Below are 26,883 nucleotides of genomic sequence, written 5' to 3' on the forward strand. Positions count from 1 at the left end.
TGCCATGAGCGGGGACGGGGTCCGCTGGCAGCTGCGCGGCGGCGTCCGCCTCGGCCACGACCCCGTGCGGGACGTGAGCGTGCTCCTCCACCCGGAAGGCGTGCTGCTCCTCAATGCCACGGGCGCGGCCGTCGTGGCGCTCTGCGACGGCGACACCGACGTCGGCGGCATCGTCAAGCGCCTGTCCAGGACGTATGAGCTGGTGGTGGCCCAGGACGTCAGGTCCTTCCTCGCCCAGCTGGCCGAGCGGCGCCTGATCGAGCCCATTCCCGCGCCGCCGCACCCCGGTCCACCGGACCGCTCCGGGCCGGAGCCCTCCGATGGATAGGCCGCTGGGACTGCTGGCCGAGCTGACCTACCGCTGTCCGCTGCACTGCGCGTACTGCTCCAACCCGGTGGCCCTCGACGCCTACGCCCAGGAGCTGACGCTCCCCCAGTGGTGCCGGGTGCTGGACGAGGCCCGGGAGCTGGGCGTGCTCCAGGTCCACCTGTCGGGCGGGGAACCCCTGCTGCGCCGCGACCTGGCCGCGATCGTCCGGCACGCCCATCGCCTCGGCCTCTACACCGGCCTCATCACAGGCGGCCAGGCCCTCTCCCCCGCGCGGCTGGCCGGCCTGGTGGCGGCCGGGCTCGACCATGTGCAGATCAGCGTGCAGGACGCCGAGGCCGCGGGAGCGGACGCCATCGCGGGCGGCCGGGCACACCGGCGCAAGCTCGCGGCGGCAGTGCGGGTGAAGGAGGCCGGCCTGCCGCTCACCGTCAACGCGGTCCTGCACCGCGCCAACATCGAGCGCGCCCCGGCCCTCGTCGACCTCGCCCTGAGCGTCGGCGCGGACCGCCTCGAGCTGGCCAACACGCAGTACTACGGCTGGGCGCTGCGCAACCGCCGGGCGCTGCTGCCCACCCGCGAGCAGCTCGACCGGGTCGAACCGCTGGTGCAGGCGGCCCGGCAGCGCCTGGCCGGCCGGCTGGAGATCGTATACGTGACGGCCGACTACCACGACGGCGTGCCGAAGCCCTGCATGCACGGCTGGGGCAGCCGCCAGCTCACCGTCGCGCCCAATGGCGACGTGCTGCCCTGCCCGGCAGCAGCACAGATCCCGGACCTCGACGTACCGAGTACCCGCACGGCCGCGTTGGCCGACATCTGGTTCCGCTCCGCCGCGTTCAACCGGTTCCGCGGCACGGACTGGATGGCCGAGCCCTGCCGCAGCTGCCCGCGCAAGGAGATCGACCACGGGGGCTGCCGCTGCCAGGCGTTCCAGCTCACCGGGGACGCCGCCGCGACGGATCCGGCGTGCCGGCTCTCCCCGCACCACGCCCTGGTCACCGCGATCGTCCGGGACGCAGCAGACCGGAACGACGACGCGAAGGAGGACCGCCGATGACCCTGCCGCCACCGGCCCCCGCCGGCCCACCCGCGTCCGTCCCCCTCACGGTCACCACACAGCACAACGACAACCGCCGCACCGGAGCCAACCTCCGGGAAGTGACGCTGCGCCCCGCGAACGTCCGTCCGGACGGCTTCGGCAGGCTCTTCAGCCGGGCGGTCGACGGGCACGTCTACGCCCAGCCGCTCTACCTCGGCGGCGCCGACCTGCCGGGCAAGGGCAGGCGCAACGTCGTCTACGTCGCCACGATGCACAACAGCGTCTACGCCTTCGACGCCGACGACCCCGCCGCCTCGGCCCCGCTGTGGCACGCCTCGCTCGGCCCCTCGGTCCCCCTGCCCGACCCCAACGTCGGTCCGGCGGGCTACAAGGACATCTCCGTCGAGGTGGGCATCGTCAGCACCCCGGTCATCGACACCGCGCAACAGGTCCTCTACGCCGTCGCCTTCACCAAGGACCAGGACGGCTACCACCACAGCCTCCACGCCCTCGACACGCGCACCGGCAGCGAGCGGCTCGGCGGGCCGGTCCGGATCACCGCGTCCGTACCGGGCAGCGGCGAGGGCAGTGTCAACGGCCGGATCGCCTTCACCAGCAACCGGCAGATCCAGCGCTCCGCGCTCACCCTGGCCAACGGCCGCGTGCACGCGGCCTTCGCCGCATACGGGGACAAGCGGCCCTACCACGGCTGGGTGATCGCCTTCGACGCCGCGAGCCTCCAGCCCGCCGGCGTGTACATCACCACGCCCGACACCGGCCTGGGCGGCATCTGGCAGGCCGGCCAGGGGCTCGCCGTGGACGAGGCCGGCTGCCTGTACTTCATGACCGGGAACGGCGGCTTCCGCACCGACGGCTCCAACCTCGGCGACAGCGTCGTCAAGCTCCGCCCCGACCTCACGCTCGCGGACTGGTTCTCCCCGTTCAACAACGCCGCGCTGGACGCCGCGGACGCCGACCTGGGCTCGGCGGGCCCGCTGCTGATCCCGGGCACCCGCCTGCTCCTCGGTGGCGGCAAGGAGGGCAAGTTCTACCTGCTGGACACCGCGGACATGGGCCGCTTCCACGCCGGTTCGGACAGCCAGATCCCGCAGAGCTTCTTCGTCGTGCAGCCGGACGGGGTCAGCCACCACATCCACGGCGGCGCCGTCTACTGGGACTTCCCCGGCGGCCCCTGGACGTACGTCTGGCCCGAGAACGCCTTCCTGCGCGCCTACCGCTTCTCCGGCGGCCTGCTGACGACCGCCCCGGCCTCGACGAGCACGACCACGGACCCCGGCGGGGTGCCGGGCGGGTCATCCGGCATGCCCGGCGGCATGCTCTCGGTCTCGGCCGACGGCGGCGACCCCGACTCGGGCCTGGTGTGGGCCTGCCACCCCTACCGGGAGAACGCCAACCAGGCGGTGGTGGACGGCATCCTGCGGGCCTACCGGGCGGCGGACCTGACGCAGGAGGTGTGGAACAGCAAGATGAACGCCGCCCGGGACGACGTCGGCAAGTTCGCGAAGTTCGCACCGCCGACCGTCGCCAACGGCAAGGTGTACGTGCCCACCTTCTCCGGGGCGCTCCAGGTGTACGGGCTGCTGGACTGAGTGGTCCGGGCCGGACGAGGGGGACGCGCTGCCGGTCCGTCACCTCGCCGTCGGCCGGGCGACCCCGTCGGCCGCCTCTCCGGCCGCTTCCGAGCCCGGGGCCCCCGTCGCCCGCCGCCGGGCATCCGCCCGCAAAGCCGCCGCCAGCAGCACGAACCACACGCCCACCAGCACCAGATGGGCCCGCTGTGGCACCCCGTGCCAGCCGGGCCGCCCGAACAGCGGCCCGACCGTGGCCAAGGCCGTCGTCATGGCGGTGGCGAGCACCCAGGGCCCCAGCCGGCCGACCGCGGGCCACAGCGGGCGGCCCGGGCGCGCTGCGAGGATGAGCAGCGCCATCGAGGCGAACAGCGCGGCGTGCACCAGGGCGCTGGTGGTCGTGTGCCACGGGTTGACGGCCTCGCAGGGGTGCTCCACCGAGGGTGCGCAGTGCATCGGCACGACCACATCGGCCACGGAGGAGACGCCGAAGGCGACCAGCGACCACCAGCCGGCCGCCGCGGGCCCGCGGTCCGCCGGGCTGCGGGCCAGCAGCGCCCCGGCCACCACCAGGACGGCGGCGGCGACCTCGATGCTGCCGAACAGCACGTGGAACGGCTGGTCGGCGGCGTACAGCTCGCTGACGTAGGAGTGCCGGGGGTCCAGGCCCGTGGGCAGGAAGAACTCCAGCACCCAGTCGTTGTAGACCACCGCGGCCGTGGTCAGCAGCAGCGGGGCCCAGGCGTCCCGCGGGGCGGTCCGCCGCCGGGCGCCGGGGTCGGCGGCGGACCGGCGCACGGCGGCGGTCGGTTCGGGCATGGTCCCGGTCTCAGTTCCGGCCGCGGAGGGGCATGCCGTAGCCGGGTGCGGGCGGCGGTGGGGTGGACACCATCGACGTCGGCGGAGACGTCGACGGGGACGGGGACGGCGACTTGACCGGCCGGGTGCTCGCGGGCGGGGGCGTGGTGCTCGGCTTGGCCGGGCTCGTGGGCAGGCCGGGCTTGGGGGTTGTGGTCACGGACCGGTCCTGGTCGCCCGTGGTGCCCACCGGCCGCTCGAACCACTCCTGGGTCTCGGGGTCGTAGACCGTGAAGTACTCGAGGTCCGAGCCGGCTTCCGTGATCACCACGAAGTCGGAGGCCCGGTACCCGTGCCAGGAATCCCCCTTGGCCTTCGGGGTGCCGTTGACGGCGACGGGTCCCGAGAGGGGGTTGCCGCACGAGCAGCGCACCTTGGGCACGCCGCGCTCGTCGGCCAGCACGGCCGTGCCCGCCTGGAGCACGGCCTGGTAGCTGGTGACGGAACCGTCCTTCCAGCCGTGGTTGGTGACGAGCGTGTCGTAGCCGAGCTGGAGGGGCGTCAGCTTCCTGAGGTACTGGGTCACGTCCTCCTGGGCGCCGACCACGCCCGCGAAGGCGCGGCTCTTCTCCGGGCTCTCCTTGAGGTAGCCGATCTGGCGCTCGACGTCGCAGCTCGAACTGTTGCGGGTGCCGCCGTAGAGGCCGTTCGTGCCGCCCTGCACGTTGCGGCCGCCGCCGGCCCGGCTGGTGTAGGCCGTGCCCTGGGCCGTCGAGGAGGTGAAGGGGTCCTTGCCGTGGGCCGAGGCGGCCTGGAGGAGGACCTGGTTGGAGCCGCCGCCCTGGCGCAGCAGGAACACGGCGATTCCGGCGGCGACGACCACGGCCCCTGCGACGATCGCGCTCCTGGACCGCCACCAGGGCGGACGCCCGCCGCCGGGGCCCTTCTCGGGGCCGCCGCGGTCTTTCGAGGGCGGGGCGGGCGGCCCGGGGGGCTGTTTCGGTCCGGAGGGCCCACTGGGCCGAGCGGTCAGGTCCGGTCGGGTCGCCTCCGAGGGTTCGGAAGGGCGGGACGGGCCGGACGGCCCGGCGCCGCGCCCGGGCAGCGGGCCGGGCGGCGGACCGGTGGGACGGTTTCCTGACGGCGGTTCGGACGACACGGCCCTTCTCCTACGCTGGGGCGCTTACGGATTTTCTTGCTGTTTCTCAGCCTTTTCGGCCTTCTTCAGCTTTTTTCAGCTTTATCCGACTTTCTTCGGTTTTCACCGCCCCTGCGCTCATTGTGTGTACCAGACCCGCGCCGCCCGCAAGCGGGCGTACGGGTCACGTGCGCCCCGCGTCCCCCGGCCGCCCGCGCCGACGGGTGGTGCACCGGTGGCTGGCTTACGTTGGGCTGAACCGCAGCCGAGCGGCGCCGCCGACGAGTTCCGGAGACAGCGTGAGCCAGCCACCGACGTCCCCTCCCGGACCGTCCGGACCGGGCGCCGTGCCGCGCGAGCTGCGGGCCTGGGGGGAGGCGCTCGCCGCCGTGGCCGCCGGGCTGGCCGCCATGTTCGCCACGGCCGCGCTGGGCCTGTGGGCCGCGGGCGCGGGCGGGCTGCCCGGCGGGGCCTTCCCCTCCGTGCTGGCGGCCACCGTGGTGACGGCCGTGGGCGGCACGGTGGAACTGTCGGGCGGTGCGGGCTTCCTGGGCCGTACGGGTGCGGGCCTGGCCGTGGTCCCCCTGTCGGTGACCCTGGCCGGGGCCCTGGCCCTGGCCGTGGTCTTCCTGCGGCCCCTGCGCCACCACGCGGTGGCGAGCGGCACCGGGCTGCTGGCGAGGGCCGCCCGCACGGCGGTCGTCTGGCTGATCGCGCTGCTGCTGATCGCGCTCGCGGCGCGGCACACGTTCACCATCAGCGTGGGCGACGAGTTCCTCGACGAACTCGGCGGGGTGCTGGGCGCGACGCCGACGGTGGGCTTCCGGGTCGCCGTGGGCCGCACGCTGGGCCTCGGACTGCTGTGGCTACTGGTGCTGCTGGCCGTGGCCACGGCCGTCTCCCGCAAGACGCCGCTGCCGTCACGGCTGCTGCGCTTCCAGGACCCGGTCCGCCCGGCGGCCTTCGCGATGCTGGTGGTGCTGCTGGCCTATGTGGTGCTGGGGCTGGTGGCCGGCGTGGTCGTCGCGTTCACCCGCGGCCACACGCCGGAGACGTTCGCGGTCCTGCTGCTGGGCCTGCCCAACCTCGCCTGGATCGGCTTCGGCGTGGGGCTGGGCGGCGCGTGGGAGGGGCACGTCCCGCACCCCATCGGGCTGCCCGTGCCCCAGGCCCTGGCGGCGGTGCTGCGGGAGAAGGACGGAGGCGGTCCGGCCACGGTGACGGTCTCCTCGCTCGCGGCACACGACGGGCGGGCCTGGCTGCTGGTGGTCCTGGCCGCGCTGGCCCTGCTGGCCGCCGGCTTCGTCACCGCCGTGCGCTCGCCCGCCGGCACCCGCCCCTGGCACCACGCGGTCCAGCTGGCCCTGGCCCTGGCGGTGACCCTGCTCGTGGTGGGGATCCTCACCCGCGTCTCGGCCCGCTACGGCCTGTCGCTGCTCGGGATCGGCGACCTGGGCGGCGACTTCGGCGGCGAGGTCTCGCTGCGGGCACAACTGCCGCGGCTGGCGGGGTTCGGGCTGCTGTGGGGGCTGGTGGCGGGCTTTGCGGGCGGGCTGCTGGCATCGCGGGTGCGGCGGCGGGGCGAGGTGGACGGCGCATCCGGCCCGACGGGCGGTCCGGGCGGGTCCTAGGGAAAGACCGGAGCCGCCCAGTCCGGCGGCGGAGGCGGCGGCCCGTCGGTCCGTCCCCGGCCGGCCCGCCGCAGCGCGCCGATGAACTCCAGGCAGCTGCCGTACCGTTCGTCCGGCGCCTTGGCGAGCCCCTTCGCCAGCACGTCGTCGACGGCCGGAGGCAGCCCGGGCAGGCGCTCGGAGATCCGGGGCGGCGAATGGTACTGATGGGCATAGAGCACCGCCATCTCGTTCTCGCGCGGGAACGGCGGCGTGCCCACGAGCAGCTCGAACACCACACAGGCCAGGCTGTAGACGTCGCAGCGCCCGTCGACCGGCTTGCCGGAACCCTGCTCCGGCGCCATGTAGTCGACCGTGCCGACGACCTGGCCCACATGGGTGAGGCCGGTGAGGGACAGCGCCTTCTTGGTGAGCCCGAAGTCGGTCAGGTAGACGTGCTCGGGGTGGTCGGTGTCGGTGCCCTTGTCCACCAGGATGTTGCCCGGCTTCACGTCCCGGTGCACGAGGTCGTGGGCGTGGGCGGCGTCCAGGGCCGAGGCGACCTGGCCGGCGATCCGGCAGGCGTCCGGCAGCGCCAGCGGCCCGCTCCGGCGGAGCAGGGCCCCGAGGTCCGGGCCCGGCACGTAGCGCATGGCGATGAAGAGGACGCCCTCGACCTCGCCGGCGTCGTACACCGGGATGATGTGCGGGTGGTCGATGGCGGCGGCCGCCCAGGACTCGTGCACGAAGCGCTGCCGGAAGCTGTCGTTGCGGGCGAGTTCGGGCGCGAGCAGCTTGAGCGCGACGATGCGGCCGAGGTTCAGGTCCGTGGCGCGGTAGACGACGGCCATGCCGCCCCGGCCGAGTTCGCTCTCCACGCGGAAGTGGGCGATGCGGTGGCCGATCAGCCCGGCGGGCCCGCCGCCCAGGGTGTCGTCCGGGCGGGTGAGGCCGTCGTCGGCCGCCATCACCGGTCACCGGGCCGGTCGATCCGGGTGGGCTCGGGCGGGGCGGGCTCGGGCGGGCCGGGCGTCGCGAAGGCCGACATCGCGGTGCCGTCGCAGTAGCACCAGTGATCGCGCTCGGCGTCGTAGAGCCAGACCTTGTCCCCCTCGACGACCACGCCGATCCGCAGCCCGTGCGTGGCACGGGCGAACGTCTCGCCGTCCGTCCGCCCCGCCGCCAGGTCCTCCACGGCCCGCCGGTAGCGCCCCAGCGCCTCCTCGGCCCCGGCCAGCAGCTTCCGCGCGTCGGCCGTGCGCACGAGCGGCCCGCCCGCGAGCGGCGGGCTCTGCGGGAGCGCGACGAGCAGCCGGGCGTCCACCCACGCCGACCAGCCGTTGGAGCAGAGCACCTGCCCCCAGTCGCCGCGCCGGCTCAGCAGCTGTACGGGCAGCAGCGGATCCAGGGGGTCGGAGGGAACGGAGGCGTCGGGCCCGGTCCAGGTGTGCAGACCGTTTCCGGGCACCACGTGGGTGGGCGAGAAGTCCGCGCCTGCCTGGTTCACTTCCCGGCTCCGTTCATTTCCGCATGATGGCGGGCTCGTGGCGGCGCAGCAGGCGCGCAACGAGGAGGCCGAGGACGACAGACAGCAGCACCATCATGCTCATGTTGAGCAGCCACATGCCGACGGTGTGGTGGAAAAGCGGGTCGGCATATTGCTTTCCCGGCACGAGACGGTGCAGATCGATCGTGTCGGCCATAGCGGCGAAGGCCCAGCGCGAGGGCACCAGCCACGACAGTTGGTCCAGTCCCGCATTGCCGTAGAGCTGGAGCTGGGCGCCGCAGAAGACGACTTGGACGATAGCGATGAACACCAGCAGCGGCATGGTGACTTCTTCTTTGCGCACAAGCGCGGACACGAGGAGGCCCAGCATCATGGCCGTGAACGACAGCAGTGCCGCAGCCAGGATGATCTCGATCAGCGGCGGCAGCAGCACTCCCTTGCCATCCGGCGCGTTGACTTCCACCTTGAAGAGCGCAACCAGCGTCAGGACGATCGCCTGGGCAATAGTGATCAAGCCCAGAACCAGGATCTTCGATGTCACATACGCCGATCTGGACAGGCCGACGGCCCGTTCCCGCTGGTAGATCACCCGTTCTTTGACGAGTTCACGCACCGCGTTGGCCGCCCCCGTCAACACCGCGCCGACACACAGCACCAAGAGTGCGGGCGTCGCGGTACTGTCCGTGAACTTGCCCTGTGCCAGTGCCCGCGTCATCCCGCCCATCACGAACGGCAGCGCGACCATCACGACCAGGAAGGTCCGGTCCGACGTCAGTGCGGCCGCGTACCGCCGCATCAGCGTCCACAGCTGCCCGCCCCAGCTCTGGCCCTTGACCGGCTCGGGCGCGGGCGCCGGAGCGGCCTCCCCGCCGAGGTGCGGCTGCTCCGTCGCGGCGGCGACGTACCGGCCGTGCTCGCCGGAGGAGCGGTACTCGCCCGCCCAGTCGCGCGCCTTGTCGTTCTCGAACGCCTCGAAGGCCTCTGGCCACTGGGGGAAGCCGAAGAACGGCAGCGACTCCCCCGGCGGCCCGTAGAAGGCCGTGCGGCCGCCGGGCGCGAGGACCAGCAGCCGGTCGCACACGTCCAGGCTGAGCACGCTGTGGGTGACGACGATGACGGTGCGGCCGTCGTCGGCGAGCCCGCGCAGCATGTTCATCACCGAGCGGTCCATGCCCGGGTCGAGGCCGGACGTCGGCTCGTCGAGGAAGAGCAGCGAGGGCTTCGTCAGCAGTTCCAGTGCCACGCTGACCCGCTTGCGCTGGCCGCCGGAGAGGCTGTGGATGGGCTGGTCGGCGCGCTGTTCCAGGCCCAGTTCGCGGATGACCTCCTCGACCCGCGCCTCACGCTCGGTCTTGGCGGTGTCCTCGGGGAAGCGCAGCTCGGCGGCGTAGCGCAGGGCGCGGCGCACGGTCAGCTGGGTGTGCAGGATGTCGTCCTGCGGTACGAGCCCGATGCGGGCCCGCAGCTCCGCGTAGTCCCGGTAGAGGTCGCGTCCGTCGTAGAGGACCGCGCCACGGTCGGCCGGGCGCTGTCCGGTGAGCGCGTTGAGCAGCGTGGACTTGCCGGCGCCGCTGGGCCCCACCACGGCGAGCAGGTTCTTCGCGCCCACCGGGAAGGAGACGCCGTCCAGGAGCGTCTTGCGGCCGTTGTCGACCTGCACGGTCAGGTCCTGGACGTCGAGTGAGATCTCTCCGGTGTCGACGAACTCCTGGAGTTCGTCGCCGACCAGGCAGAACGCGGAGTGGCCCACGCCGATGATGTCGCCGGAGCGGACCAGGGCGGTATGCACGGGGCTGCCGTTGAGGTAGGTGCCGTTGTGGCTGCCGAGGTCGACGATCTCGTAGCCGCCGTCCGGCAGGGCGCGCAGCTCGGCGTGGTGCCGGGAGACGACGAGGTCGTCGACGATCACGTCGTTGTCGTGGCTGCGGCCGATCCGCACGGTGCGCACCGGCAGCGGGCGCACGGACGTGGGTCGGCGGAAGGTCGAGGTGCCCGAGGGGTGGGAGACGGCGGACGGCCGGTCGGCGGGGCGCTGCCGGGCGCCGGTCACCACGGCGGCCGGGCCGTCGGCCGGGTTACCGAAGCGGACGACGCTGCCGGGGCCCACGTCCACGGAGTGCACGCGGCGGCCGCCGGCATAGGTGCCGTTGGTGCTGTGGATGTCCTCGAGCGTCCAGTGGTCCTCGACCGGGCGCAGCACCGCATGGTGCCACGAGACTCGATCGTCGCGCAGCACGATGTCGCTCGACGGGTCGCGCCCCACGTGGTAGACCCGGCTCGGACTCATCACCTGCGAGCCGCCAGCGGCCTCGACGACGAGTTCGGGGGCGGAGGGGGCGGAGGGCACGACCGACCGCTCTCCCATACAGGTAATTTTACGGCGGACCGGCATGGCGCGCCTTTCGGCGGCGGTGGCGAAGGGAGCCCCGGGTGACGGGGGAGGACGGCGGGCGGCTGCCCGTCTTCGTGTACGGGACGCTGCGCCCGGGGCGGCACAACCACGACCGCTTCCTGCGCGGCCGGACGGTCGCCGAGGTGCCCGCGCGGCTGCGGGGCGCGGAGCTGTACGAGGGGCCGGGGTATCCGTACGCGGTGGCCGGAAGGGGCGGCGAGGTCCGCGGCGAGCTGGTCGTGCTCGTTCCGGAGCATTACGCGGCGGTGCTGTCCGCCCTCGACGAGCTGGAGGGGCACCGCCCGGGCGATCCCCGGAACCTCTACGAACGCGTCGTGTGCGAGGTCCTGGTCGAGGGCGGAGGCGCGGTCCGTGCATGGGTATACCTGGCGGCGGAGCGGGTGGCGCGGCGGCTCCTGGAGGAGGGGACTCCGGTTCCCGGCGGCGACTGGCCGACGACCTGACGCTGTCTCACATACTGAACGATTCACCGACTGGGGCAACCTGAGCGGGCGTTGCCCCGTCATTCATGCCAGTTGGAACAGTTGGACGGGAAGTCCCCTCCTGGTCACGCTCTGTTGAGGCTTTGTTAACTCCTGATCAACTGTTCGACCGGTGGGGATTTACCTCTTTTCATGGGCATGCCAATGCGTGCATTGTCTTCCACGGGACCACAGGTCCCCGTGGTGCGGCAGGGCCGCAGCACGTGCGCGCGGCGGTTCGGGCGTGCCCGAACCGCCCTCATGACAAAGGGCGCTGAAAGATGCGTACATCCCCCACATCCTCCATATCGGCCTCTTCCCGGAGACGCATAGTCACCGTCGCCGTCGCAGTTGCCGCGGCGGCGACCATGGTGGGAACGGCCTCGGCCTCGGCCACGCCGTCTCAGTCCGCGAACAAGGCGACCCGCACGACCACCGCCTCCACCACGGCGGGCGCCGACGTCGTCAAGGCGGCACGGGCCGCCGTCGCCGCCCACGCCAAGGACGCAGGCGTCGGCAAGGCGGACACCCTGAACGTCAGGGACACCCTCGTCGACCCCGAGGGCAAGCGTCACGTCCGTTTCGAGCGGGCCCACCAGGGCGTCGCCGTCATCGGCGGCGACCTGATCGTCCACCTCGACGCCAAGAACAAGTACCTGGGCGTGACCCGCGCGATCAGCCACCAGGTCTCCGTGCCCACCGTGACCCCCAAGCTGACCGCCGGCCAGGCCGCCGCCAAGGCGACCGCATCGGTCGAGGGCACCGCCGCCAAGACGGAACTGGTCGTCGACGCCCGCGCCGGCGACTCCGTCCTGGCCTACCAGGTGACCGTCACCGCCAAGCCCGGTGCCGAGAAGACCGACGCCGCGCACTCCGTGGTCGTCGACGCCACCTCGGGCAAGGTCATCAGCAGCACCCCGCTCAGCGACGCCTTCATCTCGCCCAAGCTCAAGGCCACGCTGCGCGACCTCGGCCAGACCGCGGCCCCGCGCACCGCTACGAAGCCCGCCAAGCCGGCCCCGGCCAAGCCCACCGCGGGCTCCTTCCCCGCACCGGCCAACGGCACCGGCAGCTCCTTCTTCGCCGGCAGCGTGCCGCTGATCACCACCCAGACCGCGAAGTCCACCTTCGTGCTCAAGGACCCCACCCGGGGCAACGCCGAGACCCGCAACGCGGGCGGCCGCGAGCTGGAGACCTTCACCAGCGGCAAGCAGTTCACCGACGCCGACAACAAGTGGGGCAACGGCACCGCCACGGACTCCGCCACGGCGGCCGTGGACGCCCAGTACGGCATCACGAGCACGCTCGACTACTACAAGAAGACCTTCGGCCGCAACGGCATCAAGAACGACGGGGTCGGCCCGCACGCGCTCGTCCACTTCGGCTCCAAGGTCGCCAACGCCTTCTGGTCCCCCGAGTGCGGCTGCATGCTCTACGGCGACGGCGACGGCGAAACGTTCAAGCAGCCGCTGGTCGCCCTCGATGTCACCGGTCACGAGCTGACCCACGGCGTCGTCGAGGCGACGGCCAACTTCCAGCCCACCCGCGTCGACGACCAGGGCAACCAGTACGGCGAGGCGGGCTCGCTCAACGAGTCCCTCGCCGACATCTTCGGCACGGCCATGGAGTTCAAGACCAACAACCCGGCCAACCCGCCGAACTACCTGATGGGCGAGAAGCTCGGCCTGGAGCAGACCTTCCTGCGCCGCATGGACAAGCCGTCCCTGGACAAGCTCGAGGGCACCGTCGACTACTGGGACGAGGGCTCGTACGACCGCGAGGTCCACGCCGGCTCCGGCGTCTCCTCCCACGCCTTCTACCTGCTGGCCGAGGGAAGCGGCCAGAAGACCGTCGGCGGCTTCGCGTACGACTCCCCCACCTACGACGGCTCGACCGTGACCGGCATCGGCCGGGACAAGGCGGAGCAGATCTTCTACCGGGCGCTCACCCGGTACATGGTCTCCACCACCGACTTCCACGAGGCCCGCACCGCCACGCTGCAGGCCGCCGCGGACATCTACGGCGCGAGCAGCACCGAGTACAAGACCGTGGACCAGGCCTGGGCCGCGGTCAACGTCACCGAGGCCAACAAGCCGAGCGTCAAGCACTGACGCTCCGGGTGTCCCCCGGTCATCGGCTCCGGGGGACACCCGCCCGCCCGTGCGCGGGGCGGCGCGTCCGTCCGTGTCGGACACCGCGCCCGCCATGCCGTTCATGGGATTCTCTGGGACAAAGCGGCCGCTCCCGCCGGGGCGGCCGCTGACCGGAGAACGAGGTGCCCTCATGTCCCACCCGACGCCGACCGCCAGGAAACACCGGAAGTGGCCCTGGGTGCTGCTGGTCCTCGCGCTGATCATCGTCGGCGGGTGCGCCACCCTGTTCGTGGTCGTCTCCCACGAGTACGACAAGACGGTCACCGTGCGCTACGAGGTCACGGGCGACGCCAAGGACGTGCGGATCTCCTACAGCACCTGGCAGAACGGCAGCATCACCGACGTCAGCGCGGGCACGGTCGCCTCGCTGCCCTGGCGCAAGGAGATCAGGACGAAGGGCTTCGCCAAGGGCGGCACCCTGGCCGTGAGCACCGGCGCCGAGGGCGGCTCGGTCTCCTGCTCCGTCACGGTCGACAACGGCAAGCCTGTGGTCGCGAGCGCCGGCGGCGCGTTCGTCACGGCCACCTGCCGGGGATTCTGACCCGGCTGCCGGGGCCCGGGCGCTCACACGGACCGCGGCTCCCCGGCGGCCTCCGAGCCGACCCGGGGCAAAATCAGCGTCCCGCCCACCACGAGCAGCGCCCCGACAGCCTCGGGCAGCAGCCACCAGCCCGTCCGTACCCGCTCCTCGTACAGCAGCACCCCCAGACAGAGGCTGACCAGCGCATCCCCCAGCGTGAGCGCGGGCTGCGAGGCGACGAGCGGGCCGGACTCCATGGCGTTGGACACCAGGAACAGCGAGGCAGCACCCATCGCGGCGAAGGCATAGGTCTGCCAGGCGGAGAAGAACGCCCCGGCGCCGCGCTCACCGAAGACGACGGCAGCCGACTTCATCAGGGTCGCGGTCAGCGCGTACCCGATCGCGGCGGCCGCGCCGAAGAGGAACGCGCGGGCCTTCCCCCGGGGATGGCGCAGCGCGCCGAGGACGCACGAGACGATCACGCCCCCGCCGACGGCCAGGGCCGACGCCCACAGCTCCGGCGCCACCCGGGTGTGCCCGCCGGACGGCGCTGCGGCCGCCAGTCCCAGCGCCAGACCGGCGGCGACCATGCCCACCGCCGCCCAGCCCGCGCCCGGCAGCCGGCGCCCGAAGACCGCACAACCGATCAGCAGCGCGAACGGCAGCTCGCTCACGAAGACCGGCTGGACCAGGGACAGCGACCCCAGGGTCAGCGCCAGCCCCTGGAGGACCGCGGCGCAGATTTCCGCCACGATGCCGCCCAGCCACGCCGGGCGGCGCACCAGGTCACCCACCAGCCGCACGCTGAACGCGTGTTCCAGGGGCACGGTGCGCGCGGCCTTGCGCTGGAGCACCGTGCCGGAGGCGTTGCCGAGGGCGGCCAGCACGGCGAGCGCCGCGGCCAGGACGGCGGTCACGGGGTGCTCCCTCCGGCTCGGGGCTTGTCCGCCACCACCGTGGCAGACGAACCGGCCGGGGGCGGTCCCGCACCGCCGTCGTGGGTACCGCGACCGCGACTACGTCACGGCTGCTTCTTCACGAACGCTTCTTCACGAACGCTTCTTCACGAATGCTTCTTCGCCGCGCGGATCGCGAACGGCAGCTGCTCGGAGAAGAAGGACTGGTCGCCGTTGGCCACCACGACGCCCGCTTCGGCGCTGGTCACATCGCGCGGGGCGGAGCGGCCGACCGCCACGTCGAGCCGGTAGACGGCGGTGGCACCGGGGGCGAGCGGAGCCTTGGCGGCGGGCCGCAGGGCGGCACTCATGCCGGGGTCGCAGCCGTTGGCAACCAGCGGGATCCGCACCCAGCCGCGCCCGGACTCGTACTGACGCAAGGTCAGGTCCTTGGGGGTCAGGGCGTGGCTCTGCCCCGCGCCGAAGGCGTAGTAGGAGGCGTTGAGCGCCGGATAGGCCCGGTTGGTGGTGTTCTTCACGGTGACGGTGACCGCTCGCGCGGCGCCGCCCCGCTCCAGCGCGATCCCGCGCCGCCAGCCGTCGACGGTGACCTCGGGGCGGGTGGCCTTGGTGGTGCGGGCCGGGGCGCGGTAGGTGTGGCCCTTGCCGTCGGCGACCGAGGCGGCGACCGTGAGGGTGCCCGGCCGGTCGAGGTCCTGCAGGCGCAGGGCCACGGTCCGGGGGTGCTTGGGGCTCGCGTCCGTCGCGGTGAGCGGGAAGGCGAGGACGCCGTGGTCGGGCAGGCTGCCGCCGCCCGGGGTCGATTCGAGGTCGACCCAGCGGTGGGTACGGGGTTCGTAGCGCTGCACGACGAGGGAGTCGGTGCTGAAGCCGCGGCTGCTGACGTCCAGCCGGACGGTGCCCTTGGACACCGGGGTGCGCAGCGTGACGCTGGAGGACGACCACAGGCCGATCGGCAGCTGGGAGTCGACGCCATAGGAGATCTTCTGCGCGGCGCTGCCGACGGCGGGCGCCACGGGTGCCGCGTCGGTGGCCGCGGCCGCCTTTGCCGGTGCAGCGGCTTCCCCGCAGCCGGCTGCGGGGGTTCCCCGCCCGGCCGCCTGCCCGGTCCCGGCCGTGCCGACGACCAGGGCGAGCCCTGCCGCCAGGGCCGCAGAGGCTCTCACGGTGGCTTTCCGTGCCCCTGACGACCGCTGCTGTACGACTTTCCGCGTCATTTACCGCCCCCCACATGTGGGTTGTCCCGTACGTCCGTACGCCTCTGGCCTCAGAGAGGGCCTTCCACAGCTGATGGTTCCCACCCGGGAACGGAAATCCCATGGTTTTCGTCAGCGAGGCGCGAGGGGTTGACGTACGGGAGTTCCCGCCCTGCCGCGCGGGGGGGCGCGGCAGGGCGGGAGACGGGAGTCGGAGAGGTCAGCCGCTAGTGACGGTGTCCGTGCGAGGTCCGGCAGTGCTGGTGGTGGCACTTGTGCCCGTGGCCGTGCTGACGGCCGTGGTCCCGGCTGTGGTCGCCTTCGCGGTCGCGGTCACGACCGTGGTCGTCCTTGCGGTCGCGGCCGTGGTCGTCCTTGCGATCCCGGCCGTGGTCGTCCCCGTGGTCCCGACCATGGTCCCGGTCCTTGTCTCTGTCTCTGTCTCTGTCCCTATCTCTGTCTCTGTCCCGGTCTCGATCGCGGTCCCGGCCGTAGTCGTCGCGCTTGTCCCGCCCGTGATCCCGGTCCCGGTCCCGATCGCGGTCGCGGTCCCGGCCGTGCTCGTCGTCCCGGTCCGCACGGCAGTCCTGAATCATCTTGAGGTGCTTCGCCACCATCGGCCGCGCCTTCCGGGCCAGCTTCCGGACGTCCGTGTCCCGCCCGTCGGCGATCTCCTCGTCCAGCATCTTCAACGCCCCGACGTGCGCGTTCTCCTCGGACTTCAGCCACTGGCGGTCGTACTCGGTGGTGTGCGCCTTCGTCCTGAGGTCCCTCAGCTGCTTCCGCCGATCCGTCTTGGACACCTCCGGCAGCCCGACGTCCAGCCGGCCGGCCAGCCGCTTGACCTGGTCCTCCAGCCGGCCGTGATCGCGTACGAGGACGCGGCCGGCGTCCTGCACGCACCGGGCGACGGCGTTCCGCCGGGCGTCCCGGCCCACATCGACCTGGGCCAGGTTGCCCTTGTGGAGCTGGGTGAGCACGGCGTGGTCCGCCTCGGACATGGTGAGCCCGCCGCCGGTGGCGGCGAGGGCGGTGCCGGTGGCCGATGCCCCGGCCAGGACGAAGGCCGTGACCGCTGTCGTGGCCCGGTGTCGCATGTGCATCTTCGCTGCTCCGTTCTCCGGCCCGCGGCGCCCGTACCGTTCGCCGGGCCGATGGCCCACGGGGACGCACCAGTTGGCGTCCCCACAGAGCAGATGACTGCCCCGGGCGCGGCGGCGTGCGCCCGCCCGGCACGTCCAGTCCCCCCATTGGAGCACCACGGAGTGGTACTCCCAGGCACAGAACGCCGGTGCTCCGTCACCCGACGGGGCGTGAGGCGGGATTGACGCCGGGTCAGCGACCGGTGGGCAGATTGGCGCCGCCGGTGCAGTCGAGCACGATGCCGGTGACGAATGTGTTGGCGGCGAGCATGTGGATGGCCCGGGCCACGTCCTCGGGGCGGCCGACGCGGCCCACCGGAGTGGTGGCGGCGAGGCCCTCGAAGAGCGCCTCGCGCTGCGCGCCCGGGACGCGGTCCCACCAGGGCGTGTCAATGACGCCGGGCGACACCGCGTTGATGCGCAGCGGTGCCAGCTCGACGGCCAGCGGCCGGACCATCGCCTCCAGCGCGCCGTTGACGGCGGCCAGCCCGGCGGTGCCGGGGAAGGCTGCGCGGGCGGAGGCGGCGGTGATCAGCGTGACCGAGCCGTCCCGGCGCAGGTGCGGCAGGGCGGCCTTGAGGACGCGTACCTGCGGCCAGAACTTGCCGTCGAACCCCGCCGCCAGCTGGTCGAGATCGAGTTCGGCGAACGGGCCGCTGCCGGCGGCGCCGCTGACCGCGATCACCAGGTGGTCCACCGTGCCCGACTCGGTGAAGAAGGCGTCGAGGGCGGACTGGTCGGCGGCGTCCAGCTGGTGACCGGTGGTCTTGCCGCCGATCCGGGCGACGGCCGCGTCCAGCCGGTCCCGGCTGCGGCCGGTGACGACGACCTCGGCGCCGTCGGTGGCGAAGGCCGCGGCGGCGGCCTCGCCGATCCCGGAGCTGCCGCCCATCACGACGACCCGCTGCCCGGTGAAGGCGGGGTTCGAGGTGCTCGAAGCAGTCATGGTGTTGCTTCCTTCCGTGCGGGAGGCCCGCGGCCACCCCTTGACGAGACTGTCGGTTTCGGCAAGAGTTTTTATCGGAACCGCTAGTCTCGTCAAGGATGTTCAACCGCAGGACGAGGAGCAAAGAGGAGCACCGCATGGACGTGACCGAGCCCCAGCCGCCGGCGGAACGCCCGCACACCGGGCGCCGCCGCAACGAGGCCGCGCACCGCGCCATCCTGGACGCCGCCCTGCGCCTGCTGGCCGAGAGCGACGGCGCGCCCGTCACCGTCGACGCCATCGCGCGCGCGGCGGGCGTCGGCAAGCAGACCGTCTACCGGTGGTGGCCCTCCAAGGGCGCCGTTCTGCTGGACGCCCTCGTCGACCGGGCCGGGCAGGAAGCACCCGCACCGGACACCGGGTCACTGCACGAGGACCTGCGCACCATGATCGCCGCCACCTTCGCCGCAGCCCGGAACACTCCCACCGCCCCCGCCCTGCGGACCCTGGTCCGCGAATCCGCCCGCGACCCCCACCTCGCCGACCTGATGCGCACGTTCACCGCCACCCGCCGCGCTGCCCTGCGCGAAGTCCTCACCCGGGGCCGGCAGCGCGGCGAACTCCCGGAACACGCCGACCTCGACCTGATCACCGATCAGGTCTACGGCCTGTTCTGGTACCGCTTCCTCCTCGGCCACGCCCCTCTCGACAACAAGACGGCGGACCGCCTCACCGATGCACTCCTCACCGCTCACCGGGAGGACGGGGGCAGCTGACCGAAAGTGCCGACGGCGGACCGATCGCCTACGCCCAATAGAGCCCGCGGACGACGGCGCTGGTGATGGTGGCGGGAGTGGTGTCGGTGGCGGCGGGGCCGTAGGTGACTTCGAAGCGCACGGTCTCGCCGGCGGAGATGCTGCCGCTGTGAGGGAAGTCGACGAAGGACTTCCCGACGGTGGTGATGCGCTCGACGAGGGACCCGTCCCACCGGCTTCCGTCGGGGCGGCGGTGGTAGAAGCGGCCCTGGAGCGTGGCGCCCGGGGGCGCCGTGACGGTCAGGTAGACGGTGGCGGTGTAGTTCCGGGCGCCGGCTATGAGGTCCGTCCTGTTGATGGTCAGGGTGGTCCAGGTGTCCGGCTGCAGGGAGATGCTGGTGCCGTCGTACTCGCCGAGGGTGTAGGGCACGTCGGCCTCCGGTGGCGTGGGGGGCTGGGTCCGGAAGGACAGGGACCAGGATCGGAGTTCGTCGGTGCTGCCGAGGTGGCAGTAGTCGCGGTCGACGCCGCCGCTGTCGCTGTACTGGTGGAACAGCCAGGGGTATTGGATGCCCGGCCGTCCCGCGGGTCTGTTGGCCGTGGCGATCCACAGGAAGTCGCCGCAGTTGCTGGTCTGGTCCACGTGGAGCCAGTACTCGAGGTTGCAGTACATGCCGACGGCGTGGTCGGGCATCCGGCTCTTGACGTAGGAGAGCCAGGCGTCGCGGTAGGCGCGTTGGCGTGACCTGGGGACCGTGGAGTTGGCGTCGTCGTAGCCCTCCCAGTCCAGGATCAGGACGTCGCCGGGCCGCCAGTTGACCTGGGAGAGGAAGAAGTCGGCCTCCTGCTCGGGTGAATTGGCCATGTGAGGGTAGTGGTAGGCACCCCACACCAGGCCGTTGGCCTTTGCGTGGTCGCGCTGGGCGACCCATCGGGGATTGATGTAGGACAGCCCTTCGGTGATCTTGACGAAGGCGAAGGACAGCCCGGACGTGTCGGGGGTGGAGGACTGGTACGAAGCCCAGTCCTGGCCGTAAATGCCCATACAGAGCCCCTTTGCGTGAGCCATGTGCGCACGTGCCGGTGACGACGGCATGGCCGGCGTCGGCCGTCGGCGCCGACGGAGCGGTCGGCCACCGTGGCCGGGATAGCGTCGTACAAGGGTTCACTTCCGGCAAGCACTTCGGCGGCATTTGAGGCCCCGCTCACAGCCGCCCCTGCCCTCACCGGTCCCGGCTCGAGCCCTGTCCTGCGGCTTCCACGACGATCTCTCCGGCCCGGGTACGTGCGTACAGAACCTCTCTGCCTGCGCGGTGGGCGCTGACCAGGCCGGCGGTGCGCAGGGCCGTCAGGTGCTGGGAGACGCCGCCGGGAGTCAGCCCGGTGCGGCGGGCGAGGTCGGTGGTCGAGGCGGGTGCGGTCAGCTCGGTCAGGAGGGTTGCGCGGGAGCGGCCCAGCACGCCCGTCAGCGCGTCGGACACGGTGACGGGCCGCGTGTGCCAGAGGGTGCCGACGGCGCGTGGCGGGTAGTACAGCGAGGGCTGCCAGGGCTCGTTGAGCATGGAGAACACGCGCGGCCACACGAAGGCGGACGGCACGAGCAGCAGGCCCCGGCCGTCCAGTCTGCGCGCTCCGCGCACGGTGCGGTGCTCCAGCTGCAGGGTGCCTGCGGCCCAGGTGACCTGCGGGTCGAGGTCTGCGAACAGGTGCTGGGCTCCGCCTTCGACCAGGCGGGCGGCACGGTAGCGGATGTCGCCCTCCAGGAGAGTGAGGATCCGCGACCAGTACGGCGCCAGGGCCAGCTCCCAGTACGTCTCCATCACATGGGCCAATCGCCCGAGTTCGGCTGCCGGGTCGGCGCTCAGCGCCGCCATCCGTGCGGGCGGCACCTCGGCGGTCGTGTGCAGCAGCGCGGGCGGGGTGGCCCGGACCGTGGCCAGCTCCACCTCCAGTGACGGCAGCGGCGTCGCGGGCGGCGGGCAGATGAATCCAGGGATGCGGCCGGCCCAGGGCGAGCGCGTCGGCACCGGAACGAGGTCGAACAGCGGGCTCAGGTCGAGGTCCGCCGCCGCCAGCCGCGGGCGCACCCGCTCGGCCCAGGTGCGGTGCAGACCGTGTTCGTCCGCGCCCTTGAGCACTCGGACGCTGGCCACCAGCTCCCACAGCGGGGAGATCGCGAAGCGGGTACGGGCCACGTCCTCCAAGCCGAGTTCTATCTCGATCATTTAGCTGAGGGTAAATCAATAGGCGGAGGGGCCGGTGGTCGCGCACGGTACCGCGCATGATCGAAGCACACCGTTCCCCGTGGCGGCTGCGCGACTTCCGCGTGCTCTTCGCCGCCGGCGCCCTCAGCCATCTCGGCAGCAATGTCGGCTACGTGGCCGTACCGCTGCTCGCCGTCACCACTCTCGGCGCGGGTCCCGGCCAGGCCGGTGCACTGGCCGCGCTGTCCACCGCCGCCTTCCTCCTCATCGGCCTGCCCGCGGGCGTCTGGGTGGACCGCCTGCCCGGCCGCCGGGTGCTGGTGGTCGCCGACGCCGCCCGCGCCTTGCTGTTCGCCTCGATACCCGTCGCCTGGCAGCTGGGCGTGCTGTCGCTGCCGCAGTTGTACGCGGTGGTGCTGTTGAACGGCTGCGCCACGGTTTTCTTCGACGTCGGCTCGCAGAGCGTCCTGCCCGAACTGGTCGGCCGCGAACGCCTGGTGCCCGCGAACGCCGCCCTCGTGAGCCTGATGGCCGGTGCGAACATCGCCGGCCGCGGCGCAGGCGGCTTCCTGGTCCAGCTCTTCACGGCCCCCCTGGCGATCCTCGGCGGAGCCGTCGCCTACCTGGCCTCCGCCCTCGGCCTCCGGGGCATCGGCCGCCGGGACACTCCTGCCGTGGCGTCCGCCGACCGGCGACGGCTGCGGGCCGAGATGGCGGAAGGGCTGCGCCACGTCCTCGGCAGCCGCGAGCTGCGCGCGCTGGCGCTCACCGCGGCCCTCGGCAACCTCGGTGCACAGATGATCAATGCCGTACTGCCGGTGCTGTTCACCCGCGAACTGCACCTGTCCGCCGGGACGCTCGGTATCTACTGGGCGGCCGGCGGCCTGGGCCTCCTGCTCGGCGCCTCCTTCGCCCGCCGCCTCGCCACCCGCCTCGGCCACGGACGCACCCTGGGGCTGACCGGGCTCTGGTTCGCGCCCGCGGCACTCGCCGTCGCGCTGGTCGGCGACGGGCCGTGGCTGTGGGTGGCCGGCGCCGGGTGGCTCGCGACCATGACCAAGACGGGCATCGACAACGTCCTCGGCGTCGCCCTGCGCCAGCACTTGACCCCGGGTCCGCTGCTCGGCCGCATGAACGCCACGTTCCGATTCCTGCTCACCGGCGCCCTGGCCATCGGCTCCGCCCTGGGCGGCCTCGTCGGCCAGATGGCAGGCGTACGCACGGCAGTCTGGACCGGCGCGATCTGCCTGGCCGGCTCCTTCCTTCCGGTCTTCTGCTCCCCTGTCCGTACGCTGCGGGAGCTTCCGGCGGCCGCCGCGGCCCCGCCGGGCGTCGGCGGCATCCGCCACCGAGGGTGCGCTGCGAACAGCTAATTCAATGGCGCGCATCGAACGCTGCCCCCCACTCTGGTCACCGTGTCAGAACCCAAGCACCAGATCCGCGCCCTCTACACCGCCTCCACGATCACCGTCTACCAGGCATACACACCCGAGATCGGCCTTCCCGCGGCCCGGGACGGCCGCTTCCCGGCAGCCTGGCAGCGGGACCGGATGACGTGGATCAAGCCCTCCTTCCTCTGGATGATGTACCGCTGCGGGTGGGGCACCAAGGAAGGCCAGGAAACCGTTCTCGCCGTCGAGATCACCCGTGAAGGCTTCGAGTGGGCACTGGAGCACGCCTGTCTGAGCCACTACGAGCACGGGCTGCATCCTGACCGCGCAACCTGGAAGCGCCAGTTGAAGCGGTCGCCGGCTCGAGTCCAATGGGACCCGGAACGTGACCTGTGCCTGCAGCCGCTTGCTCACCGCTCGCTGCAACTCGGCCTCACAGGAGAAGCCGCACACCGCTACGCAGACGAGTGGACGGTCTCCGTCACCGACATCACCACGCTTGCGCACACGATTCACGACCACGTACGGGACGGGGACCTGGATGCGGCACGGCGCCTTCTGCCCGCAGAACGTTCCTACCCGGTGCCCAACGGAGGCTTGGACCACTTGCACCGGTGAGCGGAGCCGTCAATGGGTCGATCAACGGGCTATGAGCCGACTCCCGGCGATTCGGCGGCTTTCACGCCCACACGCGAAGGCGTCCCGACGGTGATGAGGTAGTAGGCGCGGCCGGACGTCGTCCCCACAGGAGCACCCACGCCGAAGAACACGTCGCCCTGATCCTGGACGGGAAAGCTGAAGGTGCTGTCCCCCCAGGAATGAAGCACCATCGTCGCCCTGGGCCCGCCGGCGAGACTGATCGTCAGCGTCGAGGAATCCGTGTGATCCACGTCGAACGGATTGAACACGAAGGGCCTGCGGTTGAAGGTCCGGTCGCTGAAGTACTCCGTCAGGTTGGCCTGAACACCGCCCTGCTGATTCGTCGCGAGGGTACCGGTCGAGTACCGGGTCACTCCATCGTCCTGCAGTGACGCCAGGGTGACCTGACTGAAGAAGCTCGAATTCTCGATGAGGAAATTCACACGATCCGTGACCTGACCCATCGCCCCACCCTTTCCGTCCTTGCGATACCCGGCCGGTGCTGCCCCCTGTTCTCGCCCTGTTCTCCGCCTGGTCACCCTCCCTGATTGTCTTCGACTGCCCCCATGTCGGAGCCGAACGGGTTGGTGTCCCAATGAAGCGTGTGGGAGGCATCGAGTCCTCGATAGGCGAAACCGTCACCGCGGACGCGTCCGGCGACGGCAGGGGCGACGTCGCTCGTGGCCGTGCACTTGTAGCGGTTGAATTCGCCGGCAAACGACATGAGCAGATACATGTTGGTGTTCATGCCCGCATACGTCAGGCAGAACGAGAGGTCGTCGACTTCCAGTTGAGGGCCGGACGGGCTGGTGTCTGCCCCGAGAAAGGCTGTGGGAGTGGAGTCCCCCAGGAAGTTTCCCTCGTTGCCGTCGAGGGTGACCTTTGTGTACTGGCTCTCCTGGCCAGGGAGGAAACCGTGGGCGACATTCACAGTCCGGGAGGTGTCGGTCCAAGCGATCCAGACGGCATCCGGGACGTTCGGAGGCGAGGTCCCGTTTGGCGAAATACACGGAGCGTCGATGGCGGTCTCGGGAAGCTGGATGACGTGGAACCCGGCGCTGTCGAGAGGTTCCGCGCTCGTGCTCCATGCCAGGTTGATCACTCCGCTGCGATCCGTCCAGGCCAGGTACCAGCGGTCCTGCGCCCGCGCCAGGCTCGGGCCCCAGTCACTCTGCCAGGCTGCCGGCAGGGTTACCTTGCTGTCGAAGGAGATGGGGTCAAACTGAACAGGCGGCCGTGTCCGGGCAATGTTCAGTTGGCGGTCGACGCCCGTCCACGCAAGGTAAATGGGCGACTGCACCTGAGGGAACGGCGCCCACGACGGCCGCGCGATGGCGTGCTCGGGCTGCGGAACCGCAACCTGAGCCTTCGTCTCATCGAATGCCTCGGCCCACGCCGTGCGCAATACCCGGTCTCCGCCCACCCAGGAAATAATGGGGCCGGCCGCGCCGTGCTCACCGCTCAGCGCAGGACCGGAAAGAGTTGTCTCCGGGAAAGCAGTCATTGACGTCTCCTCCACGAGGAGGTGCCGAACTCAACCTGGGCGGTCAGGCTCGGCACGATTCTGATCGCTGATCATTTCAGCTGGCGCAGATTCTGTCGCTGCGCTGAATGGCCGCACGAAGGAAACCAGGTCAACCCACTTCAATGATGGTGTGCATGGACAAGTTTCCTCCTGGCAACTGACGGGTCATAGCCCTCATTAGGGTGAACGAGGAGTGCAGAGGCTCGCCTCAAGCGAACTGTGCCGGCGTCCGGGGCACGCAACGGCCGCCGCTCAGCGCGTCGGCGACCAGGTGCGCGAATGCCTCGGGGTTGTCGAACATGATGTTGTGCCCGCAGTCCGGAATCGCCCGGACGGTCACACCCGACGAGTTGCGAGACGAGTACCGCCTGGCCGTCGTGCAGGTGCTCGGTCACGTAGTCGCGCAGGTCGTCGCCCGGCCCGCGATCCGGTCCATCAGGACCTCGAATGCCTCCTGTCAGCGGGCAGAGTCTGCGCTGTGTCCTGCGGTCGCCGCGTGATCGTTGGTCTTCGCTCAATGCCGGAGGAGTTCGCAGAAGCAGTCCAGGGCACGGTCGGTGCGGCGGCGGTCCCCGGTGGTCGTGAGATCGAACAGGAGGCCCCGGATAACGGCCATGACCAGCGTGGGAGTAACAGTGTCGTCAGGGCCGGTGGTGATGTCGCGGAACGTGGCGCCGAGGGTGTGGAACCAGTCCGTGATCGCCTCGGCCCGGTCCGGGTAGTTCTCGGGGTGAGCGAGGCCGTCGGCGTGCACCTCGAAGAACAGCCGGACGAACGGGGCGCGCTCGGGTGCGCTGAGCCAGGCCCAGATACCGCGCAGGTGTTCCTCCGGAGAGGCTGCCTGCACAGGGAGGTTCTCCGCCAGCCGTGTCGCACCGCGGCGGCGGGCCTCGGCAAGGACGGCTGACACCAACTCCTGCTTGCTGCCGAAGTCGTAGAGCAGCATCCGCGGGCTGGTGTCGAGAGCGGCGGCCAGCGGCCGCAGACTCAATCCGGCCAGTCCGTGCGCCAGGACGTAATCGGTCGCCCGCGCCAGCGTGGCCTCCCGTCGGGCGGGATCTGGGGGTCGCCCCACGGTGGATCACCCCTCGGTCCTGCGGATCTGAGCCTGCGTCAGTATATGGTACGACTGTTTCAATAATGGGAGGGAGGCAGTCATGCACGCACTCGACCGGGCACTCGTACTGGGCGCCGGAGGTCTCGTCGGCACGGCCTGGACGGCTGGGCTTGCCCGCGGACTGCGCCGCAGCGGGGTGGATCTCGGCGGGGCCGATCTGATCGTCGGCACCTCGGCCGGCGCGATCACCGCCGCACTGCTGGCCACCGGTCAGGACCCCGACCGGCTCGCCACCCCAGTGCGCCCCGCCGACTCCGGCAGCACCCCTCCCCAGGTGGACGGGCGCCGACTGGGCGAGGCGTTCGCCGTGCTTGGTAATGCCGCCTCGGACCCGGCCGAGGCACGGCGCCGAGTGGGCCGGATCGCGCTCGCTGCCGAGACCGGACCCGAGCAGGCACATGTCGCCCGGATGCGCGCCATGGTCGGCGCAGACCAATGGCCGGACCGGCAGCTGCTCATCCCCGTGACGGACGCCGAGACCGGCGAGCAGGAGGTCTTCGACCGCGCGAGTGGGGCACCGCTGCCCTCCGCCGTGGCGGCAAGCACGGCCTTCCCGGGCATCTACCCACCGATCACCATCAACGGCCGCCGATACATGGACGGCTCCCTGCGGTCTGCGACCAACGCCGGACTCGCGGCCGGAGCCCGCACGCTCGTCGTGATCGACCCGCAGGCGCACCTGTTTCCCCGCGAGTTGCTCCACCAGGAACTTGCGGTCGCCGCGGCCCACACGGTGGTGACCATCGAGCCCGATCCGGCATCAATACGCGCATTCGGCTCGGACCTGAATGACCGGACGGCCTGGGAACCGGCCTACCAGGCGGGTCTTCGCCAAGCCGCCGATGCCGCAGAGCAGCTCCGCCTCACCTGGAGCACCGGATCCGACACGGACTGAGCGCCGCCCGATCTCCAGCAGCCACCGAAGCAAGTCGTCGCTGGCCGCGCGTCAGCGCGATGATCACATGCTCCCGGCAAGGTCCCCACAAGCCCGACAGTCAGACGCTGTAGGACTTCCCGTCCCCCCGCAGCCGCTCCGTCTCCCGCCGGTCCCGCTTCGTCGGCCGGCCCGTGCCGCGGTCGCGCACCCCGGCTGCCGCGACGGCCTCGCGGGGCGGAGGTGGCGGGCTGTTGTCGATGTAGCACTCCGCCGCTACGGGCGCCCCGACCCGCTTGCGCACCAGGCGCTTGACGACCACGATGCGTTCGCGCCCGGCATGGCGCAGGCGGATCTCGTCGCCCGGGTGCACGGGCTGGGCCGGCTTGGCGCGTTCGCCGTTGAGGCGGACGTGGCCGCCGCGGCAGGCGGTGGCGGCCAGGGAGCGGGTCTTCGTGAGGCGTACGGACCAGATCCAGCTGTCGAGCCGGACCGTCGTCCCCTCGTCTGTGTCCATACCCGCACTCTAGGCCAGAGCCGCACGGTGGCGTCTGGCCGATTACGGGCGATGTCTTCCGGCCACGCGCCGGACGGCCGTTGACTTCTTCGGCACCCCGTGCAACTGATGACGTGTTCACA

At 71.6% G+C, this 26,883-nt stretch carries 26 protein-coding genes and 1 pseudogene; 11 read left to right on the plus strand and 16 right to left on the minus strand.

Annotated features, from left to right (window positions below; genetic code table 11):
• Positions 1 to 4: 4 nt before the first annotated feature.
• The 3 genes from pqqD to AC1Z4A_RS01275 are packed head-to-tail and all read left to right on the plus strand — an operon-like array spanning position 5 to position 2,980.
• Positions 5 to 328 (plus strand): pyrroloquinoline quinone biosynthesis peptide chaperone PqqD, encoded by a 324-nt coding sequence (pqqD, locus tag AC1Z4A_RS01265; RefSeq protein ID WP_483675941.1) that lies wholly within the window; start codon positions 5 to 7, stop codon positions 326 to 328.
• On the plus strand, positions 321 to 1,388 hold the full coding sequence (gene pqqE / locus AC1Z4A_RS01270; RefSeq protein WP_483675942.1) for a pyrroloquinoline quinone biosynthesis protein PqqE: 1,068 nt from the start codon (positions 321 to 323) through the stop codon (positions 1,386 to 1,388). Before pqqD ends, pqqE begins: the two co-directional genes overlap by 8 nt.
• A complete protein-coding gene (locus tag AC1Z4A_RS01275; protein WP_483675943.1) occupies positions 1,385 to 2,980 on the plus strand; it encodes a hypothetical protein in 1,596 nt (531 codons plus the stop codon). The genes pqqE and AC1Z4A_RS01275 overlap by 4 nt, the downstream gene beginning before the upstream one ends.
• 39 nt (positions 2,981 to 3,019) lie before the next feature.
• Here the strand turns inward: AC1Z4A_RS01275 and AC1Z4A_RS01280 are convergent, their stop codons facing one another.
• Both AC1Z4A_RS01280 and AC1Z4A_RS01285 read right to left on the minus strand, forming a co-directional pair.
• Entirely contained in the window at positions 3,020 to 3,778 is a 759-nt protein-coding gene (locus tag AC1Z4A_RS01280) for a DUF998 domain-containing protein (RefSeq protein WP_483675944.1), read from the minus strand.
• A gap of 10 nt (positions 3,779 to 3,788) precedes the next feature.
• Entirely contained in the window at positions 3,789 to 4,640 is an 852-nt protein-coding gene (locus AC1Z4A_RS01285) for a DUF6777 domain-containing protein (protein ID WP_483675945.1), read from the minus strand.
• Between the two features lie 554 nt (positions 4,641 to 5,194).
• On the opposite strand from AC1Z4A_RS01285, the gene AC1Z4A_RS01290 reads away from it, so the two are divergent.
• Positions 5,195 to 6,526, plus strand: a complete 1,332-nt coding sequence (locus tag AC1Z4A_RS01290) for a streptophobe family protein (RefSeq protein ID WP_483675946.1) — start codon at positions 5,195 to 5,197, stop codon at positions 6,524 to 6,526.
• Here AC1Z4A_RS01290 and AC1Z4A_RS01295 read toward each other — a convergent pair.
• The 3 genes from AC1Z4A_RS01295 to AC1Z4A_RS01305 are packed head-to-tail and all read right to left on the minus strand — an operon-like array spanning position 6,523 to position 10,377.
• Positions 6,523 to 7,473: a serine/threonine-protein kinase gene (locus AC1Z4A_RS01295; RefSeq protein WP_483675947.1), complete on the minus strand. Its 951-nt coding sequence runs from the start codon at positions 7,471 to 7,473 to the stop codon at positions 6,523 to 6,525. The two genes, AC1Z4A_RS01290 and AC1Z4A_RS01295, sit on opposite strands and share 4 nt — an antisense overlap.
• The gene (locus AC1Z4A_RS01300) at positions 7,473 to 8,012 is read right to left on the minus strand and encodes an SH3 domain-containing protein (protein WP_483675948.1); all 540 of its coding nucleotides are present in this window, start codon (positions 8,010 to 8,012) and stop codon (positions 7,473 to 7,475) included. Before AC1Z4A_RS01300 ends, AC1Z4A_RS01295 begins: the two co-directional genes overlap by 1 nt.
• Before the next feature lie 13 nt (positions 8,013 to 8,025).
• The gene (locus tag AC1Z4A_RS01305; RefSeq protein ID WP_483675949.1) at positions 8,026 to 10,377 is read right to left on the minus strand and encodes an FHA domain-containing protein; all 2,352 of its coding nucleotides are present in this window, start codon (positions 10,375 to 10,377) and stop codon (positions 8,026 to 8,028) included.
• A gap of 65 nt (positions 10,378 to 10,442) precedes the next feature.
• Between AC1Z4A_RS01305 and AC1Z4A_RS01310 the strand changes: the two genes are divergently transcribed.
• From AC1Z4A_RS01310 to AC1Z4A_RS01320, 3 genes are all read left to right on the plus strand, one after another.
• Positions 10,443 to 10,868, plus strand: a complete 426-nt coding sequence (locus AC1Z4A_RS01310; RefSeq protein WP_483675950.1) for a gamma-glutamylcyclotransferase family protein — start codon at positions 10,443 to 10,445, stop codon at positions 10,866 to 10,868.
• A 386-nt stretch (positions 10,869 to 11,254) separates the two neighbouring features.
• The gene (locus tag AC1Z4A_RS01315) at positions 11,255 to 12,997 is read left to right on the plus strand and encodes a M4 family metallopeptidase (protein ID WP_483675951.1); all 1,743 of its coding nucleotides are present in this window, start codon (positions 11,255 to 11,257) and stop codon (positions 12,995 to 12,997) included.
• Between the two features lie 172 nt (positions 12,998 to 13,169).
• Positions 13,170 to 13,580, plus strand: a complete 411-nt coding sequence (locus tag AC1Z4A_RS01320; protein ID WP_483675952.1) for a hypothetical protein — start codon at positions 13,170 to 13,172, stop codon at positions 13,578 to 13,580.
• Positions 13,581 to 13,603: 23 nt separating this feature from the next.
• Here AC1Z4A_RS01320 and AC1Z4A_RS01325 read toward each other — a convergent pair whose 3' ends face one another.
• The 4 genes from AC1Z4A_RS01325 to AC1Z4A_RS01340 form a co-directional block, all read right to left on the minus strand.
• Positions 13,604 to 14,476, minus strand: coding sequence for a DMT family transporter (locus AC1Z4A_RS01325; RefSeq protein WP_483675953.1), 873 nt, complete (start codon positions 14,474 to 14,476; stop codon positions 13,604 to 13,606).
• A gap of 146 nt (positions 14,477 to 14,622) precedes the next feature.
• Entirely contained in the window at positions 14,623 to 15,642 is a 1,020-nt protein-coding gene (locus AC1Z4A_RS01330) for a hypothetical protein (protein ID WP_483675954.1), read from the minus strand.
• A gap of 257 nt (positions 15,643 to 15,899) precedes the next feature.
• On the minus strand, positions 15,900 to 16,775 hold the full coding sequence (locus tag AC1Z4A_RS01335; protein WP_483675955.1) for a DUF4142 domain-containing protein: 876 nt from the start codon (positions 16,773 to 16,775) through the stop codon (positions 15,900 to 15,902).
• A 232-nt stretch (positions 16,776 to 17,007) separates the two neighbouring features.
• Positions 17,008 to 17,760: an SDR family oxidoreductase gene (locus AC1Z4A_RS01340; protein ID WP_483675956.1), complete on the minus strand. Its 753-nt coding sequence runs from the start codon at positions 17,758 to 17,760 to the stop codon at positions 17,008 to 17,010.
• A 137-nt stretch (positions 17,761 to 17,897) separates the two neighbouring features.
• Between AC1Z4A_RS01340 and AC1Z4A_RS01345 the strand changes: the two genes are divergently transcribed.
• Positions 17,898 to 18,515 (plus strand): TetR/AcrR family transcriptional regulator, encoded by a 618-nt coding sequence (locus AC1Z4A_RS01345; RefSeq protein ID WP_483675957.1) that lies wholly within the window; start codon positions 17,898 to 17,900, stop codon positions 18,513 to 18,515.
• Between the two features lie 28 nt (positions 18,516 to 18,543).
• Here AC1Z4A_RS01345 and AC1Z4A_RS01350 read toward each other — a convergent pair whose 3' ends face one another.
• Together AC1Z4A_RS01350 and AC1Z4A_RS01355 are read right to left on the minus strand one after the other, a co-directional pair.
• Positions 18,544 to 19,539, minus strand: coding sequence for a glycoside hydrolase family 25 protein (locus AC1Z4A_RS01350; RefSeq protein WP_483675958.1), 996 nt, complete (start codon positions 19,537 to 19,539; stop codon positions 18,544 to 18,546).
• A 178-nt stretch (positions 19,540 to 19,717) separates the two neighbouring features.
• The gene (locus AC1Z4A_RS01355) at positions 19,718 to 20,719 is read right to left on the minus strand and encodes an ArsR/SmtB family transcription factor (protein ID WP_483675959.1); all 1,002 of its coding nucleotides are present in this window, start codon (positions 20,717 to 20,719) and stop codon (positions 19,718 to 19,720) included.
• Between the two features lie 56 nt (positions 20,720 to 20,775).
• On the opposite strand from AC1Z4A_RS01355, the gene AC1Z4A_RS01360 reads away from it, so the two are divergent.
• Both AC1Z4A_RS01360 and AC1Z4A_RS01365 read left to right on the plus strand, forming a co-directional pair.
• A complete protein-coding gene (locus AC1Z4A_RS01360) occupies positions 20,776 to 22,071 on the plus strand; it encodes an MFS transporter (RefSeq protein ID WP_483675960.1) in 1,296 nt (431 codons plus the stop codon).
• Positions 22,072 to 22,113: 42 nt separating this feature from the next.
• Positions 22,114 to 22,707: a DUF4291 domain-containing protein gene (locus AC1Z4A_RS01365; RefSeq protein ID WP_483675961.1), complete on the plus strand. Its 594-nt coding sequence runs from the start codon at positions 22,114 to 22,116 to the stop codon at positions 22,705 to 22,707.
• A gap of 29 nt (positions 22,708 to 22,736) precedes the next feature.
• Here the strand turns inward: AC1Z4A_RS01365 and AC1Z4A_RS01370 are convergent, their stop codons facing one another.
• From AC1Z4A_RS01370 to AC1Z4A_RS01385, 4 genes and pseudogenes are all read right to left on the minus strand, one after another.
• Entirely contained in the window at positions 22,737 to 23,192 is a 456-nt protein-coding gene (locus AC1Z4A_RS01370) for a hypothetical protein (RefSeq protein WP_483675962.1), read from the minus strand.
• Between the two features lie 71 nt (positions 23,193 to 23,263).
• Positions 23,264 to 24,232 (minus strand): hypothetical protein, encoded by a 969-nt coding sequence (locus AC1Z4A_RS01375; protein ID WP_483675963.1) that lies wholly within the window; start codon positions 24,230 to 24,232, stop codon positions 23,264 to 23,266.
• Between the two features lie 229 nt (positions 24,233 to 24,461).
• Positions 24,462 to 24,602: pseudogene (locus AC1Z4A_RS01380) on the minus strand (alpha/beta fold hydrolase); the annotation flags it as partial.
• 165 nt (positions 24,603 to 24,767) lie between these two features.
• Positions 24,768 to 25,328 carry a TetR/AcrR family transcriptional regulator gene (locus AC1Z4A_RS01385; protein WP_483675964.1) on the minus strand — a complete coding sequence of 187 codons (561 nt, stop codon included), beginning with the start codon at positions 25,326 to 25,328 and terminating at the stop codon, positions 24,768 to 24,770.
• A gap of 82 nt (positions 25,329 to 25,410) precedes the next feature.
• Here AC1Z4A_RS01385 and AC1Z4A_RS01390 point away from each other — a divergent pair, with 82 nt between their 5' ends.
• Positions 25,411 to 26,265, plus strand: a complete 855-nt coding sequence (locus AC1Z4A_RS01390) for a patatin-like phospholipase family protein (RefSeq protein WP_483675965.1) — start codon at positions 25,411 to 25,413, stop codon at positions 26,263 to 26,265.
• A gap of 100 nt (positions 26,266 to 26,365) precedes the next feature.
• Here AC1Z4A_RS01390 and AC1Z4A_RS01395 read toward each other — a convergent pair whose 3' ends face one another.
• On the minus strand, positions 26,366 to 26,761 hold the full coding sequence (locus AC1Z4A_RS01395) for an RNA-binding S4 domain-containing protein (protein ID WP_483675966.1): 396 nt from the start codon (positions 26,759 to 26,761) through the stop codon (positions 26,366 to 26,368).
• Positions 26,762 to 26,883: the final 122 nt, after the last annotated feature.

The sequence above is a fragment of the Streptomyces sp. 17_S59 genome, assembly GCF_056930295.1.